Genomic DNA, 18,089 nt, shown 5'->3' with positions numbered 1-18,089 from the left:
GGTCGTAACCGGGCTGGAAGCGTTTCAGGGGGCTCACGTGGCCACCTTAACGGACGGCGCGCCGGGGCGCCGCGCGCTATGCTCCCGCGCCTCTCGTCACCGGACCCAGGCGCCAAGGCTTGGAGTCCGGATACCGGGGAGTCACGCACGTGAACGCCATCATCCTCCGGCTGGTCTGCGGTCTGCTCTTCGCGGGCATGGTGCTGGGCGTGGTGACCCATCCGCCCAAGGACCTCACGCAGGGACTGGGCATGATGCTGCCGGCGACGATGCTGCTGGGCGTGGCGCTGAAGGGGCCCAAGGGCCGATCGCGCCTGCCGCCCAAGAAGCGCGCCCCGCCCGCGCCGCCGGTGTCCGGTGGGACGCCCGGCGTCTGAAGGCGTCCCCCGATTCCGGCGGGGCGCGGGCGCGGACGTGCGTCGTCAGTAGACGGCGAGGAGCTGCACGTCGAAGACGAGCACGGAGTCGCCGGGGATGACGGGCGGCGAACCGCTGCCGCCGTAGCCCAGGTCGGACGGGATGACGAGCTTGCGCTTGCCGCCCACGCGCATGCCGGCGACGCCCTCGTCCCAGCCCTCGATGACGCGGCCCTGGCCCAGGTTGAAGGCGAAGGGCTGGTTGCGGGGAATGCTGCTGTCGAACAGCGTCCCGTCCGGCAGCCACCCGGAGTAGTGCACCTGGACGACCTTCCCGGCGGAGGCCTCCGCGCCGGTGCCCACCGTCAGGTCCTGCGTGTAGAGCCCGGAGTCGCTCTTGTTCATCGCGGCCAGGTCCACGCCCAGCGAGTCGGCGTACGACACCTTGGCGGGGTCACCCGAGGAGGAATCACCACAGCCCGCGAGGGCCAGCACCGTGCACAGCAGAAGGGATCGAAGCATGGCCCGCAGCCTGCCCGGCACGCGCGCCCCGGGAAAGGGGGAAGGGACGCGTGGCCTGCCCGCCCGGATGGCGCGGGTGGAGGCCGGGCCGCGCGTCCTGCTTGAAGCCTCCGGGTGCGAGGCTTATCCGTTGCGCCCCCCATGACGACACCCTCCGAGCCCGCCCCCGCTTCGCTGCGTCCCTCGCTGGTCGGGCTGATGGCGGCGGCCAGCGCCGTCACGGCCGCGAACCTCTATTACAACCAGCCCCTCTTGGGAGACATCGGCCGCACGCTGGGCGCGTCGGACGGAGCGGTGGGGCTGGTGCCCACGCTGACGCAGGTGGGCTACGCGGTGGGCATGTTATTGCTGGTGCCCCTGGGCGACAGCCTGGAGCGCCGGCGCGTCATCCTCACGCTGTGCGCCTGCGTGGCCGTGGCGCTGTCGGCGACGGCGCTCGCGCCTGGCCTGCACGTGCTGGTGGCGGCGAGCTTCGCGGTGGGCGTCACCACGGTGATTCCGCAACTGCTGGTGCCCTTCGCGGCGCAGCTCGCGGAGCCCTCGCAGCGGGGGCGGGTGGTGGGCACGGTGATGAGCGGGTTGCTCATCGGCATCCTGCTGTCGCGCACGGCGGCGGGCTTCGTGGGCACGCACCTGGGTTGGCGCACCATGTTCTGGGTGGCCGCGGGCCTGATGGTGGCGCTGGGCTTCGTGCTGCGCTTCACGCTGCCCGCGCAGCCGCCGCTGGCCGCGATGCCGTACCCCGCGCTGATGCGTTCGCTCATCCACCTGGCGCGCACGGAGCCGGTGCTGCGGTTGCACGCGCTGCTGGGCGCGCTCACCTTCGGCGCCTTCAGTGCCTTCTGGGTCACGCTGGCGCTCCACCTCCAGTCGCTGCCCGGGCACTACGACGCGCAGGTGGCAGGGCTCTTCGGCGTGGTGGGCGTGGCGGGCGCGGGCGTCGCGCCGCTGGTGGGGCGTCTGGCCGACAAGCGCGGAGACCGGCGCCTCAACGCGCTGGCCATCGCCGTGCTGCTGGCCTCCTTCGGCGTGCTGTGGTGGGCGGGGCACACGCTGTGGGGCCTCGCGCTGGGCGTGTTGCTGCTGGACCTGGGCGTGCAGGCCAATCAGATCACCAACCAGGCGCGCGTGTACGCGTTGCGGCCGGAGGCGCGCAGCCGGCTCAACACGCTCTACATGGTGACCTACTTCCTGGGCGGCGCGGCGGGCGCGTGGGCCGGGACGGCGGCGTGGACGCGAGCGGGCTGGTCCGGCGTGTGCGCGGTGGGCGCCGCGATGTCGCTCACGGCCCTGGGGGTGGTGCTCTGGAGCAGCCGCCGCGTGCCGGTCCAGGTCCCCGTCACCTGAGGCAAGGCTCCAGGCTCGCCAAGCTCGGAAGGTTCGGAAGGCTCAGAGGTCGCGCTGCATGTTCCGGTGGGGCACGCCCACCTCGACGTAGGGCTCGCCGTACACCGCGTAGCCCAGGCGTTCGTAGAAGGGGACGACGTTCGCGCGGGCGTGCAGGTGCACGTGGCGGAAGCCGCGCTGTCGCAGTTCCTCCTCCAGCGCGCGCACCAGCCGGGCCCCCAGTCCCTTCCCCTGCAGCGAGGACGCCACCGCCATCTGGAAGAGCCGGCCGCCGTGCGCGTCCTCCGGGTGGAAGAGCACGCAGCCGGTGACGGTGCCGCCCGCGTGGGCGACGAGGTGGAGGCTTGCGTTCTCGAAGGGGAACTTCACGTCCGAGCGCGCGAAGCCCAGCGGCTCACGCAGCACGCGGAAGCGCAGCTCCAGCTCCCCGTCGTACAGCGGGTGTCCGGGGCGGATGAAGTCGAGCGAGGTATCGTCGGCCATGGCGCGCGAAGGTCCGTTCAGAAGCTGCCGGTGAGCTGGAGGTTGAAGGTGCGGCCGTACTGGGGCACGGGCCCGGCGGACGCGTCCTCTCCCACGATGAAGGCGTAGCGCGAGTCCAGCAGGTTGTTCACGCCGGCGAAGTAGCGCAGCCGTCCGTAGTCGCCGGACACGCCGAAGCCCACGAGCAGCGCCTCGCCGCTGTCGGCGCCGGAGATGCCGTCCACGCGCGAGCTCTGGTACGTGGCCTGGGTGGCGATGCGCATGTCGCCGTTGCCCACGGGCAGCAGGAAGCGCCCGGAGGCCAGGTGCGCGGGCTTGGCCTGCACGACGTCCTGCGAGGCATTGCGCAGCGTCACGTAGGAATAGCTCAGGTCCACCAGCAGCCAGCGGCCCGGCTGCCAGTGCAGTCCGGCCTCCGCGCCCCACGCCATCGTCTCGCCGGAGCTGTTCGCGTACACGAGGCACTGGCTGGGCGCGCCCTCGGGGCCGCAGCCGGGCGTGGGCGCGGACTCGGTGGTGAGCGTGATGAGCTGGGAGATGCGGTTGTGGTAGCCGGCGACCGTCACGCGCAGCTCCTGGGTCAGGTCGTGCGAGTGCTCCACCTCGAAGGTGGTGATGGTCTCCGGCTCCAGCTGTTCGGCGGGGCGCTGGGTGAGGAGGTTGTCCTGGTAGAACAGCTCGTAGACGTTGGGGGCGCGGAAGGCGCGGCCGATGACCAGCTTGGTGAGGCCCTTGTCATAGGGCCGGCCGATAACGGCCAGCCGGGGCGTGAGCGGCAGCGAGTCCAGGTCGGTGTACTTGTCCACGCGGAAGCCCAGCGACAGGCTCAGGCGCGGGTGCAGGCGCCACTCGTCCAGCGCGTACACGGACACCAGGGAGCGCTTCCGCGTGCCCAGCGGGTCGTCCACGGACGGCCCCACGCTCTTCTGATCCACGCGCAGCTGGTGCTGGCCCTCCACGCCGAAGGTGAGGCGGTGGGAGTCGAACAGGCCCACCAGCAGGCGCGCCTCGGCGGTGAGCCAGTCCGCGGCCCCGGAGTCGGTGTTCGTCTGGGCGACGTCGCCGCCGTAATTGAAATAGCCCCTGTAGCGGCTCAGGTCCGCGGCGCCGCGCAGCGACAGGGCGATGCGTTGGGAGAGGTCGCGCTCGTACTTCGCTTCCGCGAAGCCGCGCACGTCCTGCACGCGGGTGCCCTGGGCGCCCACCTGGGTGCCATAGGGCGCGGTGGGCACGTCCTTGGTGCGCCCGTGCAACTGGGCGACAAGGGACAGGTTGCCAATGCGCGCGCGCACCGAACCCGTGCCGGCCTTCTCGCCGTCCAGCCCGGTGACGATGGGGCCGGGATTTCCGAGCAGGGTGGTGTCCGCGCCCCGGGACTTCATGCCCGCGAGGCTGAAGAGGACGGAGCGGTCGGGGTCCTCCCACGACGTGGTGGCGTGCACGAGCGTGGAGCCCAGCGCGCCCACGGAGCCGGTGATCTCCAGGCGCCGGTCCAGGCCCAGCGACTCGCGGGGCACGACGTTGATGACGCCGAAGAAGGCGCCCGTGCCGTACAGGGCGCTGCCGGGGCCGCGCACGACCTCGATGCGCTCCACCTCCTCCAGGTCCACGCTCAGGTCGTGCGCGGCGTAGCCCTGGCCGGCCCACACGTCGTTCATCGCGTGGCCATCCCAGAGGATGAGGATGCGCGTGTTGAGGTCGCCCGGCGGGGAGAAGCCGCGCACGCCCAGGTACGTGTACGTCCGGTCGTCGGTGAGGAAGAAGCCGCGCACGCCGGCCAGGGCCTCCGCCAGGGTGCGCCACCCGAAGGCGCGCAGCTCCTCCGGCGTGAGCACGGTGGTGGAGGCGGGGGCCTCGTCCACGGACAGCAGGCTCTTGGAGGCCGCGCGCACCGGGGGCGGCTCGTAGCGCAGGGTGGCGTGGACCTTCACCTCCTTGTCGGAGATGACGGTGACCTTCTGGCGCATGGGGCGCACGTCGCGGCTCTCCACCTCCAGCACGTGTTCGCCCTCGGGGAGGGTGACGACGGTGGGGGTGAAGCCCGCGGGCCGGCCGTCCACGCGCACGGCGGCGCCGTCGTGGTTGGCGGTGACGACGACGCGGCCGGTGGGGCGCGTCTGGGCGCTCAGCGTGACGACGAGCGGCAGGGTGCCTTCGGCGGGCACGTCGATGACGTACTGGCCGGGCGCATGGCCGGGGGCGCGCACGTGGAGCACGCGCTGGCCCGGGGACAGGCGCAGCTTCGCGGGGATGCGGCCGAGGATGGGGCCCGTGGGGTTGTCGCGCAGCTCGGCGCCCTCCGGGGTGCCGGTGATGTCCACGATGCCGGTGATGAGGCCCAGGTCCAGGTCGACGGGAGTCTCACGGCCCTTGGTGACGGTGACGGTGGCTTCGGTGGGGCGGAAGCCGTCCTTGCGCACGAGGACCTTGTGGCGGCCCGGCGCGAGCGCGAGCGTCTGGGGCGAGCGGCCCCGACTGCCCAGGTCGGTGCGGTCGACGAAGACGTCCGCGCCCCGGGGATTGGTGGTGACGCGCACCAGGGCGACCTTGGGACGCAGGCGCTCCAGGGAGCGGGTGACCTCCGAGGCGTCCTCGGTGGGCAGGTCCTCGCCGAGCAGGTCGTTGTAGTAGCGGTACGCCTCGTTGAACTTGCCCAGCGCCTCGAAGCACCGCGCGATGTTGAAGAGGACGTTGCGGTTGGGGACCAGCCGGTAGCTGGTGAAGTACGAGCGCAGCGCCTCGGTGTAGCTGCCGCGCGAATAGGCGTCGTTGCCCAGCTCGAAGGCGATGTCCGCCTCATCCGCCGTGTTGTCCGCCAAAGCGGGACCGGTGGTGAGGAGCAGCAGGGAGAGCAGCCATGGACCGAGGGAGGACACACGCATGGTGACGCCCTGCATTCTCCCCCCGATGACATGTCAGGTCCATGACACTGGCCGTCAGGGGGTGGATTCGCGGGGGGCACACCCCCACGCACCGGTGCACGGCCAGCATGGGTCAGCGGGCGAGTGCCGCCGCCAGCCGCCGGGCGGCGGCCTCGAGCTCCTCCGGGGAGCGGTGTTCGGCGGGGGTCGCGTCGAAGGCGCCCCGACCCCGCAGGTGTGGCGGTGTGTCCGCGAAGCGGGGCACGAGGTGCAGGTGGAAGTGGAGGAGCACGTCGCCAATGGCGAAGGCATAGACGTGCTCCGCCCCGAGCACCTCCCTCTGGGCGCGCATCACCCGGGCGGCGAACGGCCCCAACTCGCGCGAGGACGGTTCATCCAGGTCGTACCAGCCGCGCACATGCTGCGCGCTGGTCAGCACCACCCAGCCGGGAACGGGGCTGGGCGAGGCCACGGCATGGAGGACGAAGCCGGGCGCGCGGGCCAGGATGCCACCGGTAGTGCGGGTGTCCTCCCGCACGATGGCGCAGCCGAGGCAGGGATGATTGATGTCTGACGTCATGTGTCATCGTACCCGGGGCCTGGGTAAAAATCCCCCCACCTTGACGCCGTGGCCTCGGCTCGGGGAGTGTCCGATTTCCGCCCTTTCTTGACAGCTGGGGCGTGAAAATTCCGTCAAAAATTCAAGGTGGGGACGATGAAGAAGCATTTGGTGATGGCCGTATTGCCGCTGCTGGCTTGGGGGTGCGGCGACTCGACTGACGCGGACAATGACGGTGTCGCGGACGGTATCCGTGATCCGAACAACGTGTCGGTGGTGGTGCCTTCGACTCCGAAGGGGACTGTTTCTGGCCAGGTGCTGGGAACGAACCTCCAGGCGCTGGAAGGCGTCACGGTGGCGATGACGATCGGCAGCCAGGCGACGGGCAAGTCGGCGACGACGGACGCCAGCGGCAACTTCGTGATGACGGACGTGCCGGCGGGCGCGCAGGTGCTGCTGACGTTCAGCAAGTCCGGCTATGCGACGCTGCGCGCGACGTCGACGGTGCCGTCGGCGGCGGGCACGGTGCCCATCAACAACGGCAACGCGAGCTTCGGCCCGGTGACGCTGGCGCAGCTGAACGGCAAGCTGGTGTTCAACGTGGTGACGCCGCAGGGCCGTCCGGCCGCGGGCGCGAAGGGCACGCTGGAAGTGGACCGCGCGGGCTCGCTCGTGCTGAGCAACTACGACACCACGGCCTCCGTGCTGAGCAAGGTCTACGTCGAGGCGACGGCGGACGACCAGGGTGTGCTGACGTTCAACGGCGTGCCCTCCGGTGCGGAGCTGGCGCGGCTGAACGGCAGCTACAACCTGTGGGTGTCCCCGATGGACGCCAACGGCGACGGCATCCCGGAGACGGGCGGCTTCGTGACGAGCTACTCGGGTGCGGCCATCGTGAGCACCAGCGTCACGCGCGTCGTGAACCTGCCGTTCTCGCGGCCGCAGAACGTGCCGCTCGCGGTCGAGGGCAGCAACGTGGGCAGCCTCAAGGCGGCCCAGGTCATTGATCCGCTCAACAACCTGGTGCGTCCCGGCGAGCCCATCTACGTGTACTTCAACCAGCCGGTGCAGGCGGGCTCGTTGCTCGTGCGCCTGACGGACGAGTACGCGAAGGAGTCGCTGGCGGTGACGGCGAACGTGAACGCCGGCGGTTACTCGGCGACCATCAACCCGGGTTCGGGCGTCGTGCAGGAGGGCAAGGAGTACAACCTCTTCGTGCGCGCGGTGTCCGCCGAGGGCGGCACCAACCTCACCCAGACGGGCTTCTTCTTCGGTGGCGACCAGGCCAGCCCCAAGGCCGTGACCATCTCCGAGCTCCGCTACCAGGAGACCTCCCAGACGGGCACGCTGGCGGCGACGCAGCTCAACCCCGGCGAAGTCGTCTACGTGAGCTTCAGCGCTCCCCTCCGGCCTCCGGCGGGCACCTCGGTCCAGGTCTTCTTCAAGGCGGACATCAACAACGACACGTACATCGGCACAACTGCGTACGGTGAGTTCAACAACTACAGCGGTCAGGGGTTCCCGCTCGTCCTGGCGGAACCCACGTTCCCCTACGTGACGCGCACGCCCGCCGAAACGCCTGTCTTCGGCATCCTGCAGTCGGGCTACAGCACCCGGTACGCCTTCACCTACGGGGGCACTGTCGCGCTCAACCCGACCCAGACGGAACTCGTCGTGGCCTTCAGCAAGCTGCCGACCGTGGGCACCAACGAGGCCTACGAGAGCACCTGGGGACAGCCCGTCAGCACGGACCTGTCGGCTGTTGGCATCGCGATCCAGCCCGCGCAGACCCCGCCCCCGACTCCTTGATCCGAGCCGTGTGGCTCTGAACTGGATGTGTTGAGCCGGTCCCGGTGCCCCTGTGAAGCCAAGGCTTCGCAGGGGCACTTGTTTTTGTGACGGGCTGGCCCCCGGCGTCGTGGACGGCATGGAGTCCGTGGTCGAAGACATCTGGTCTCATCTTCCAGACCCGGACGAGGGCTGGTCTCGCAGGAGAAGGGGCTGGGCTTTCCCCTGGAGCCGTTCTTGCTATGCAAGTGCTCCATGTCACACCCCCTCCGAGCCTTCTTGCCCTTGCTGGTGCTGTGTCTTGCCGGCTGCCTGCAGATTCCCGATCTGGAACCAGGCAATGCCACGGACGCAGGAATCCAAGACGACAACGCACCCATTGAAATCGAGTGGGTCTCCCCAGCACCCGAGAGCCTGAGCAATGGACTCGTGCCGATCCATGTCACGCTGACGGGAGGAACACCCGACCTCGTCGAATTGCTCGTGGACGGCCAGTTCGGAACCGTGCTGGCAAGTCCCTACTCCACACTCTGGGATGCTGGGACGATTTCAGAGGGGACCCATACCCTTTCGGTGCGCGCCTGGCGCTTGGGACAGACCTTTGTGAGTGCAGGTCGCGTCCTGACCCTAGACAGGACGCCCCCTCGGATAGTCACCCAGACCCCTGCCCAGGGAGCGTCCGCTGTTTCGGTGAGACAGACCATTCAAGCAACGCTCTCTGAACCGCTGGCTCCCACTACTGTGAACTCCCAGTCCATCCGATTGGTGGCCAATGGCGGATTCGTAGACGCGGATGTTCTTCTTTCGGAGGATGGAAAGACATTCAATGTGGTCCCTCTCAATCCGGTGCCTGTCAGCAGTGCGATCCGGGTTTCCCTCAGTGATTCCGTGACCGATCTCGCGGGCAATAGCGTGGAGGTGTCATCTCGAGATTGGATTTGGCGTGTTCCTGCGTACCTCCTCGTGGGGGAACCCCTCACTTCCGAACCCGCGAATCCCAATATTGAAGCTATTTCGCTGGGAATGGGTGGAGCGCAGCCGATCATTGCTTGGAGTGAGGGGTGGGGGGCGCCCTTCAAGGTCCACGTCAAGCAATGGACTGGCGCTGCGTGGGAATACATTGGAACGCCGTTGGCGGCAAACTCGGCGGTGAACGCCATGGAATGCTCGCTCAATGTGGATGCCGCCGGTGTTCCCACGGTGATGTGGCACGAGTCCCTGGAGGGCAATGCCCATCAATGGGTGGGACGCCGTTGGAATGGACAAGCGTGGGTCCAGTTGGGAGCTGCGTTGACCCCCGTCCTTCAGAACGCCCGCCTCGGGGGCTGGCAGTTTGCTCAGGGGCCCGCAGGGTACGCCACGATCGCAATCGATGAGTCGAACGGAGCCCAACACCAAATCACCATCCGCCAGTGGAACGGGAGTGCATGGCTCGCGGTGGGGAGTGCCATCAACTTGCGGATCGGCTCCTCGGTCAATTTCCTCCACATGGAAGTCGATGCGCGGGGGTATCCATTCTTGACATGGCTGGAGGGTGGGGAGAGTGGTATCGAGGACATCCGGGCTGCCGCGCTTTGGACGGGAGCTGTATGGCAATCCCTCTCGGGCACTCTGAAGGAGGCGCCCACCACACTGGCCTTCGATGCCGCCGGAACCCCCTACGTGGGTGCGTTGGAGATTGTTTCAGGTCAGCTCAGGGCGTTCGTCAAGAAGTGGAACGGGAGTGCATGGATCACTCTGGGCGGTGCGTTTGAAGATGTCGGGGGGACCGCGCCTCGCTATGTGAACGCCATGCGATTCGATGCGATGGGCCGACCCACGGTTGCGCTGTACGCTCAACGCGCGACGTCGCCTCGACCGAGCGCGGTGGCTCAAGTGTTGAGATGGACCGGAACACAGTGGGAAGCGGTCAGTGGGGTACTGGACGCGACGCCTGGGCTGATTGCCAGCAACCCGGCCCAGATGGGCATCACTCCAGAGGGAGACCCCTTCATGGCCTGGGTTGAAGGTGTTTCCGGTTGGCCATCGGTCGGGGCGCGGTTGCACGTCTACCGCAGCAACCGATGAGTTACCCAATCCCTCCGCGCACCTACACTGTCGTCCACTGTCCCCTTGTTTCGCACCGGACTCCGGGCCCACCCTTCCGTCCCGTCCAGGGAAATCTTGCGAGAACGGGCACTTTTCCGAGGACGTGTTTAGATTCGTCCCGCCCCTCCCCTGCATGCGAGGCCTCTGCTCCATGAAGAACGCGGTCATGACAACCCCGGAGGGCGAGCCGACCGCGAGCGGTGGGCCGGCTCCCGTGAACTCCAAGAAGCGTGTCCTCGTCGTGGACGACTTCGACGACGCCCGTGAAATGTACGCGGAGTACCTGGAATTCTGCGGGTTTGAGGTCGACACCGCCCGCAATGGCCTGGAGGCCGTGGAGAAGGCCCAGGAGGGGGAGCCGGACATCATCCTCATGGACCTGTCCCTGCCCGTCATGGATGGCTGGGAGGCGACGCGGCGCATCAAGCAGGACACCCGCACCCGCGACATCCCGGTGATGGCCCTCACCGGCCACGTGCTCGCCGGCAACGCCGAGCACGCCCTGTCCGTGGGCGCGGACGAGTTCGTCGCCAAGCCCTGTCTGCCCCAGGACCTGGAGAACAAGATCCGCAACATGCTCAAACCCAGCAAGGCGAAGCCCCGCTCGGGTCAGGAGTGACCCGAGGCCCGACCTCGAAGTGTCCACTGTCGGACACCGGGGTCCGGCCTCCTGCTCCAGGCCCCCCTCTCGTTGGCCCCCGGGTTGACCCCCGGGCGCGGGATGCGTAGGCAACCCCGGTGGGCTCTCCCGCCTCGTCCCCTCCATCCGACGCGTGGACTCCTCCGGAGGAGTTCGACGAGTACCGCATCGTGCGTCCGCTCGGACGGGGGCGCACGGGCCGGGTGTACCTGGCGCACGACACGCTCCTGGAGCGTCCCGTCGCGGTGAAGTTCATCCCGTCGCTGGGCTCCAACGCGCTGGCGCGCTTCCTGGTGGAGGCCCGCGCCGCCGCCCGCATCCAGCACCCCAACGTCGTCACCCTGTACCGGGTGGGGCAGCTGGAGGACCAGCCGTACCTCATCTCCGAGTTCATCCGGGGCGTCAGCCTGGACCGGCTGGCCCGGCCCGTGTCGTGGGAGCGCGCGCTCGGCATCGGGAAGGACCTGGCCCGGGGCCTGGGGGCCGCCCACCGCCGGGGCGTGCTCCACCGCGACATCAAGCCCGGCAACGCCGTCCTCACCGAGAGCGGCGAGGTGAAGCTGCTCGACTTCGGGCTCGCCAAGCTGCTCGACCGCGCCGAAAGCAGCGAGCCCACCGCCCCGCGCGCGCCCATGCCTCCGCCGGAGCTGCCCGCGGACTGGGACCCCGAAGCCAGCCCCGCCCTGGGCGCCCGCTCGCTGGATGGCGTCTTCCTGCCGTCCCTGCCGCGCGGCGCGCTGGTGGGCACGCCCTACTACATGTCCCCGGAGGCCTGGGCCGGCGAGGAGCTCACCGCGCGCAGCGACGTGTACTCGCTGGGCGTCGTGCTCTACGAGCTGGTCGCGGGCCGGGGCCCCTTCCGCGACGTGCCCTGGCGCGAACTCTCCGAGGCCGTGCGCACCCGCGACGTCCGGCCCCTGCTCGAAGTCTCCCCGCTGGTGGATCCCGGCTTCGCGGCCGCCATCGACAAGTGCCTGAGGCGCGACCCGGCGCAGCGCCATGCGTCCGCCGCGCAGCTGCTCGACGCGCTGGAGGCCCTGACCCGCGAAGAGGTGCCCGTCGTCGTCCCGGAGGGCAATCCCTACCGCGGCCTCCAGGCCTTCGAGGCCGAACACCGCTCGCTGTTCTTCGGCCGCCGCCGCGAGCAGCGCGCCGTGCTGGAGCGGCTCAAGGCGGAGGCCTTCCTGCTGATGACGGGCGACTCCGGCGTCGGCAAGTCGTCGCTGTGCCTCGCGGGCATCCTCCCCGCCGTGTGCGACGGCGCGCTGGAGGACGGCCGGCGCTGGCGCACCGCGAGGCTCGTGCCCGGGCGCAGGCCCGTCTCCGCGCTCGCCGTGGCGCTCGCCCCGGTGCTGGAGGTGGGCGAGGAGCCGCTCGCGGAGACGCTGCGCCAGGACCCCACGTCGCTCGGCCGCAGGCTCCGCGCGAAGCTGGGCACCCAGGGCGGCCTGCTGCTCTACATGGACCAGCTGGAGGAGCTGGTGACGCTGTCCCCTCCGGAGGAGGCGGCGCTCGCGGGCGCCGCGCTGGGCTCGCTCACCGAGGCGGCCGGCGGACTGCGCCTGCTGGCCACCGGCCGCAGCGACTTCCTCACCCGCCTCACCGGCGTGCCCGGACTGGGGCCGGAGGTGCCGCACGCCTTGTACCTGCTGCGCGCGCTCACCTCCGAGGAGACGCGCGAGGCCATCGTCGGCCCCGCGCGCGTCAAGGGCGTGCGCTTCGAGTCCGAGGCCGTGGTGGACGCGCTCGTCGCCTCCACGGCGGCCTCCGACGGCGGCCTGCCCCTGCTCCAGTTCGCGCTGGCGGAGCTGTGGGACGCGCGCGATGAGTCCCGGGGCGTGATGACCCAGGCGGCGCTGGACTCGCTGGGCGGCGTGTCCGGCGCGCTCGCGCGTCATGCGGACGCCGCCGTGGCCCGCCTGCTGCCGGACCAGCGCTCGGCGGCGCGCGGGGTGATGCTGCGTTTGGTGACCCAGGATGGCACCCGCGCGCGCAAGACGGACCGCGAGCTCGTGGGCGACGACCCCCGCTACCGCGCCGCGCTGGAGGCCCTGGTGCGCGCGCGCCTGCTCGTCGCCCGCGAAGGGGAGGGCGGCACCGCGTACGAGCTGGCCCACGAGGCGCTCCTCACCGGGTGGACCACGCTGGCCCGCTGGCTGGTGGAGGCCGGCGAGCGCCGCGAGGTGCAGGCCCGGCTGGAGGCCGCCGCCGCGCAGTGGGAGCGCCTGGGCCATGCGCGCGAATCGCTCTGGGGGCCCCGGCAGCTGGCGGAGACCGGGGTGCTGGAGCCGTCCGAACTCACCCGGCGCGAACAGTCCTTCCTCGACGCCTCGCGCCGCACCGGCGTGCGCAGCCGGCGCCTGAAGCAGGGGCTGGCGCTGGGCTTCCTCGTGTCGCTGGCCCTGGTGTACGCGGGCCTCCAGTGGCGCGAGCGGCGCATCCTCGACGCGCGCGTGCGCACCGAACTGGGCGCCGCCGCCGCGGAGCTGGGCTCCGTGCGCACCGAGCGCGACGCGCTCCAGGCCGAGCGCACCGAGGCCTTCCAGCGCTACGACACCGGCCACAAGGCGGACGGCGACCGGAGCTGGGCGAAGGCCACCGGACACGCGGCCCAGCTGGGCCACCACTTCGACGCCGTGGCGGACCGGCTGGAGCGCGCGCTGGCCCTGGCCCCCGGCCGTGCGGACGTTCGCGACGCGCTGGCGGACTTCCTCTACGAGCGCGCCCTGTGGGCTGAAAACGAGCGCGAGCCCGTGCTGCCCGCGCTGCTCCAGCGCATGCGCCTCTACGACAGCGACGGCACCCGCTGGCAGCGCTGGAACGCGCCCGCGCAACTGACCGTGGCCACGGACACGCCCGGTGCCTCCGTGGAGCTGCGCCCCCTGACGCGCGAGCCCGGCGGCCCGGAGGTCGCGGGCGCGCCCGTGCCTGACGCCAGCACCGCTCCCGGGGCCGACATCTCCGTGCCTCCCGGTCCCTACCGGCTCACCGTGCGCGCGCCGGGCCACGAGGACGCGGCGCAGCCGCTGCTCCTCCAGCGCGGTGAGTCGCGCCGCGTCGTGCTGCCGCTGCCGCGCGCGGGCGTGCTCCCGGCGGGCTTCGCCTACGTGCCCCCGGGCGAGGTGCGCTTCGGCAGCGCCGCCGAGGCCAGCGTGCGCGACTTCTTCAACGCCGTCCCCCTGCACCCCGTGCCCGTGGCGGGCTTCCTCATCGCCCGCCATGAGACGACATTCGCGGACTGGCTGGCGTACCTGGAGGCCCTGCCCGCCCAGGAGCGCGCCCAGCGCCAGCCCCGCGTGGGCACCGGTGGCTATGCCGGGGTGCTCGCGCTGGAGCCGGACGCGGGCGGCTGGAGGCTGCGCTTCCAGCCCGGCGGCGTGCTCTACACCGCGAGGAGCGGTGAGCCCCTGCGCTACGCCCGGCGCACGCAGCGCGCGGAGCAGGACTGGCGCCAGTTCCCGGTGAGCGGCATCTCCTTCTCCGACGCGGAGGCCTACGTGGCCTGGCTGGCCACGTCCGGCCGGGTGCCCGGGGCGCGGCTGTGCTCGGAGCTGGAGTGGGAGCGCGCCGCGCGCGGGGTGGACGGCCGCGAGTACCCCCACGGCAACCGGCTGGGCCCGGACGAGGCCAACGTGGACACCACCTACGGCAAGGACCCGGGCGGCTTCGGCCCGGACGTCGTGGGCAGTCACCCCGCGTCCCGCAGCCCCTTCGGCGCGGACGACATGGCGGGCAACGTGTGGGAGTGGACGCGCTCGTGGCTGGAGCCCGGCCGCCCGGTGGCCCGCGGCGGCAGCTATTCGTTCGCCGTGACGTCCGCGCGCTCCACCAACCGCGAGCTGCCGGAGGCCTCCATGCGCGACGTCGCGGTGGGCCTGCGCGTGTGCGCGGACCTGCCTCCGTCCGCGGACGCAGGGCACTGAGCACCACAGGACGATAGAACCCCTCAAGAAGCCCGGGCTTCGCCCTCCGGTCGCTTCGGAGTGGATGCCACCCAACGCTGCAAGTGCCCGCCGGGGCCTGCCGCGGTTGCCGCTCCCTCCCACCAGACGGACCTTGTCACCTGAAGCACGGTGCGGGGTCGGGGTCGGGGCAGGGAAGGGGCATCCAGATGAGGACGTTGCAGCGAGTGGTCGCGGCGTGTCTTGCCGTCGTGGCGGTGGGCTGTGGCACGGAATCGTCGGAGCCCGAGGCTCCGACCCTGCGGACGCAGATGGCGGAGCTTGTGTCCCCCAATGGACGCAACCTCAATGGCCGCAACCTGAACGGCCGCAACCTCAACAACGCGGAGCTGGGCGGCATGCTGGTGTCCGTGGCCTACACGGGGGCCATCTCCGCCAGCGGCAAGGCGCTCACCAACGTGCGGCTGGAGGGCTCGGCCTTCGTCGGGCTCGACGGCGCCAACCCCGTCACGGGCACCAGCTTCACCGGCGCGCGCTTCGTCGGGAAGCTGGGCGACGGTTCCACCCTGCCCCTGCGCGTGGACAGCATCACCCGGGGCAGCGGCGTGGACAGCGACCTGTGGTCCTACCGCGTCTCCTACCAGGGCACCGACGGCGCCTGGCGCGCGGTGTGCCAGGACTCAAGCGGCGCGGCGGCCTCCGCCATCGCCGTCGCCAACCGCTGGGACTACCGCCAGGGTGTCGCCGGCGGCGGCGAGAAGATCCTCGACGCGACGGCCTTCACCTTCGCCTGCGAGGGCGCCGCCATCGCGAAGTGCATGCACTTTGGCTACAAGCCCTGGGCCACCGCCTCCAACGGCCAGAGCCTCGCGGGCCACCACCAGGCCTGCACCCGCATGGTGCGCGCGGACTTCTGCGGCGACGGCGAGTCGCACACCACCGATGGCCAGTGGGTCAATCTCTATGACGCCGTGGGCGTCCAGGGCGACTCCGAATCCTGGAGCATGGAGGCCGAGTGGAACGAGGGCGGCGCCCGCTGCTTCACCAGCCAGACGCGCGCCCAGGCCCCGGTGACGTGCGCGAACGTGACCGCCATCGCGAACTGCGGTGACACCGCCCACTTCCAGTCCGGCACCCGCCTCTTCAGCGAGACGCCGTACGGCACCACCGGGTTGTAGCCTCCCAGGTTACGCCAAACCCTGACTTGTAACGGGATAGGTTACAAAGTCTGCAAGTCGATAATTGTCAGTGTTTCATGATATGGGAAACGCCTGATTCATCTCCGGTCCCCAGAGGGCCGGAGGTGGGGTGGGCGCGCTGCTTTCACAGGGAAACGGGACCGGGGCTCAGGCCTTCCGGAGCCCGGCGGGCGTGGCGGTGTGGGTGCCCCCATCGGATGCCTGCCGTCGCGGTTCCCCGTCGTGGAAGGAGCACCCATGAAGCCTGACGTGTCTTCGCTGTGGAAGCATTCCCGGAGTGTGCGCTGGCGCCTGCCGTTCGCGCTGTTGGCGTCGTCCCTGGCGGTGGGCTGTGGTCAGCCCGCGCCCGAGGGTTCGGAGCCTGCCGCGCCCGTGGCCGACCCTGCCCGGGACGTCGTGTTGGAGGAGACGCTGGGGTCGGTCACCCAGGAGTTGGAAGGGGAGCTGACGCGCCCCGTGGTCGAGTCCCTGGTGGCCATCCCCCAGGCGGCGACCAGCAATGCCACGGCGTCCGTGTTCGAGCTGAAGCTGGATGCGAAGCGCGTGGAGAACGAGCAGTTCCGCGGGCTGACACTGACGATGGTGGAGGGCGCCCAGCAGCTGCTCTTCCGCGACGACGGTCAGAATGGCGACGCGGTCGCGGGCGACCTGCTCTTCACCGCTTCCGGCACCTTCGACTTCGTGGCGCTCCAGGCGGAGCAGCAGCGCATCGCCCAGGCGCAGTCCCAGTCGCAGGAGCCGCTGACGACGGCGGTGTTCGAGAACCGCGCGCTCGTGCGCACCGTCCCGGTGACGGCGATGTCCACCGTGTTCCAGGTCGGCCAGCGCGTGCCCATCCGGCCCATCGGTCTGGCGTCGCTGGTGGATCCGGCCCGCTCGCTCATCATCCGCGCGCCCGCCGTCATCAATGATCCGACGCGCACGTGGGACCCCTGCACCAACGTGGGCAACCCGAACGGCAAGTGGACCTTCAACTACCTGATGACGGAGATGGCCAACCAGCCGTTCACCGGCGTGGCCCCCACCACCTTCGTGCGCGAGTGGGTCCGGCAGTGGGAAGCGCCCCGCACCATCAACTCCTTCGTCAGCCCGCCGCGCGCCAACATCGTGCCGAAGCTCGTCACCCCCTGGCCGAAGCTGGGCACCGGTGAGCTGAACCTGGCGAAGTCGCCCTTCAAGCTCATCGCCATCGTCAACCGGCTGGACCTGGCCGGCAGCAACCCCGCCTACGGCTCCGGCAGCGCGGGCGAGGGCCGCTTCATCTTCGCCGCCACCGAGGGCACGGGCACCAGCTGCCACACGACGCCCTTCCTGGTCATCCTGGAGTACGGGGTGGACAAGACGGGCTGCGCTTCCATCAAGGCGTACGCGCAGCAGTGGCAGGCCCTGTCGGGGCTGGTGCTGGGCAGCGCTTCGTACAACGCCGCGCTGGAGGCCCTCACGGAGCAGTTCGCCAAGCGCGACCTGTCTCCGCGCAAGCCCAACCGCAGCTCCATCAACCAGGTGCGCACCAACGAGAACTGGCTGCTCAACCCCTGGGAGCTGCGTGAGTTCCGCCTGTGGAATTCGCAGATCAACCCGAACTCGTTCGCGTCCCCCGGCCCCGTGCTGGGTCTGCTGAACAGCCACACCGTGGCCCAGACGCCGGACCGCGCCACGAAGACCACCGTGTTCCCGTCCTACGTGAACGCCAATGCGGCCAGCATCGTGGCCGGCACGTACTCCGTTCCGCTCGTGGTGGGTGCCACGCCGTTCCGCGGCGGTCGCTCCGTCGTGCCGTCGCCCTTCGCCACGCCGCCGTTCTGGAGCCTGCCCGCCGCGAGCATCCCCAACCGTCAGGCCCGGCACGTGTTCTCGCTCAACACCTGTGACGGCTGCCACGGCGACGAGCTGGGCATCTCCTTCACCCACGTGAACTGGAACGGCGCGCTGTCGCCCTTCCTGAGCGGCCCGATGGTCGTCCCGGACCGCGCGGATGGCGCCCCCGTCCGGACCTTCAATGAAGTGCTGGCCCGCCAGACCTTCCTTGACCAGACGGCCAACCAGAGCTGCCTGACCGCGGCGTTCACGGCCACCAGCGCGTCGGTCCACTAGAGACCCCCTGGTTGCCTGCCCCTCGTGCGTGAGGGGTTCGACGTCCCACGCGGCCTTCGTCCCGGAGTACGGGGGCGGAGGCCGTTGACGTTTCCGGCCTCCAGCGCCCGCTTCCCTGGCTGCCGGAGGAGGGACTCCGGGTGTTCTTTGGACCCACTGGCGGAGGCGGGGGTGACTTCCCCGGGCGTGAGGGCGGCACCACGTTTACCCGGCCCCGGGGGCGCCCTGGACGAGGGGAGGGCTTCGGGGC

At 70.4% G+C, this 18,089-nt stretch carries 12 protein-coding genes; 8 read left to right on the top strand and 4 right to left on the bottom strand.

Annotated elements, in window-relative coordinates; all coding sequences use genetic code 11:
• The first annotated feature begins 149 nt into the window (after positions 1–149).
• On the top strand, positions 150–377 hold the full coding sequence (locus tag D7Y13_RS22820; protein WP_120535815.1) for a hypothetical protein: 228 nt from the start codon (positions 150–152) through the stop codon (positions 375–377).
• A 45-nt stretch (positions 378–422) separates the two neighbouring features.
• On the opposite strand, the gene D7Y13_RS22815 is transcribed toward D7Y13_RS22820, so the two are convergent.
• On the bottom strand, positions 423–878 hold the full coding sequence (locus D7Y13_RS22815) for an FKBP-type peptidyl-prolyl cis-trans isomerase (RefSeq protein WP_120535814.1): 456 nt from the start codon (positions 876–878) through the stop codon (positions 423–425).
• Positions 879–1,019: 141 nt separating this feature from the next.
• Here D7Y13_RS22815 and D7Y13_RS22810 point away from each other — a divergent pair, with 141 nt between their 5' ends.
• Positions 1,020–2,225 carry an MFS transporter gene (locus D7Y13_RS22810; RefSeq protein WP_120585030.1) on the top strand — a complete coding sequence of 402 codons (1,206 nt, stop codon included), beginning with the start codon at positions 1,020–1,022 and terminating at the stop codon, positions 2,223–2,225.
• A 42-nt stretch (positions 2,226–2,267) separates the two neighbouring features.
• On the opposite strand, the gene D7Y13_RS22805 is transcribed toward D7Y13_RS22810, so the two are convergent.
• The 3 genes from D7Y13_RS22805 to D7Y13_RS22795 form a co-directional block, all read right to left on the bottom strand.
• Positions 2,268–2,708: a GNAT family N-acetyltransferase gene (locus D7Y13_RS22805; protein WP_120585031.1), complete on the bottom strand. Its 441-nt coding sequence runs from the start codon at positions 2,706–2,708 to the stop codon at positions 2,268–2,270.
• A gap of 17 nt (positions 2,709–2,725) precedes the next feature.
• Positions 2,726–5,590, bottom strand: a complete 2,865-nt coding sequence (locus D7Y13_RS22800; RefSeq protein ID WP_120585036.1) for a TonB-dependent receptor domain-containing protein — start codon at positions 5,588–5,590, stop codon at positions 2,726–2,728.
• Between the two features lie 112 nt (positions 5,591–5,702).
• Complete coding sequence (locus D7Y13_RS22795; RefSeq protein WP_120585032.1) at positions 5,703–6,149, bottom strand: HIT family protein; 447 nt, start codon at positions 6,147–6,149, stop codon at positions 5,703–5,705.
• A gap of 135 nt (positions 6,150–6,284) precedes the next feature.
• Between D7Y13_RS22795 and D7Y13_RS22790 the strand changes: the two genes are divergently transcribed.
• From D7Y13_RS22790 to D7Y13_RS22765, 6 genes are all read left to right on the top strand, one after another.
• The gene (locus tag D7Y13_RS22790; RefSeq protein ID WP_120585033.1) at positions 6,285–7,937 is read left to right on the top strand and encodes a carboxypeptidase-like regulatory domain-containing protein; all 1,653 of its coding nucleotides are present in this window, start codon (positions 6,285–6,287) and stop codon (positions 7,935–7,937) included.
• A gap of 258 nt (positions 7,938–8,195) precedes the next feature.
• Positions 8,196–9,983: an Ig-like domain-containing protein gene (locus D7Y13_RS22785; RefSeq protein ID WP_158620444.1), complete on the top strand. Its 1,788-nt coding sequence runs from the start codon at positions 8,196–8,198 to the stop codon at positions 9,981–9,983.
• 187 nt (positions 9,984–10,170) lie between these two features.
• Positions 10,171–10,623 (top strand): response regulator, encoded by a 453-nt coding sequence (locus D7Y13_RS22780; protein WP_233595806.1) that lies wholly within the window; start codon positions 10,171–10,173, stop codon positions 10,621–10,623.
• Between the two features lie 119 nt (positions 10,624–10,742).
• Positions 10,743–14,567 carry an nSTAND1 domain-containing NTPase gene (locus D7Y13_RS22775; RefSeq protein WP_120585035.1) on the top strand — a complete coding sequence of 1,275 codons (3,825 nt, stop codon included), beginning with the start codon at positions 10,743–10,745 and terminating at the stop codon, positions 14,565–14,567.
• 188 nt (positions 14,568–14,755) lie between these two features.
• Positions 14,756–15,724 carry an ADYC domain-containing protein gene (locus D7Y13_RS22770; protein ID WP_120535806.1) on the top strand — a complete coding sequence of 323 codons (969 nt, stop codon included), beginning with the start codon at positions 14,756–14,758 and terminating at the stop codon, positions 15,722–15,724.
• A gap of 258 nt (positions 15,725–15,982) precedes the next feature.
• Positions 15,983–17,839, top strand: coding sequence for a hypothetical protein (locus tag D7Y13_RS22765; protein WP_120535805.1), 1,857 nt, complete (start codon positions 15,983–15,985; stop codon positions 17,837–17,839).
• The last annotated feature ends 250 nt before the right edge of the window (positions 17,840–18,089 follow it).

This window comes from Corallococcus praedator, from assembly GCF_003612125.1.
Classification (GTDB): domain Bacteria; phylum Myxococcota; class Myxococcia; order Myxococcales; family Myxococcaceae; genus Corallococcus; species Corallococcus praedator.
The sequence above is the reverse complement of the archived record's forward strand: the minus strand, read 5'-3'. Positions and strand labels throughout refer to the sequence as shown.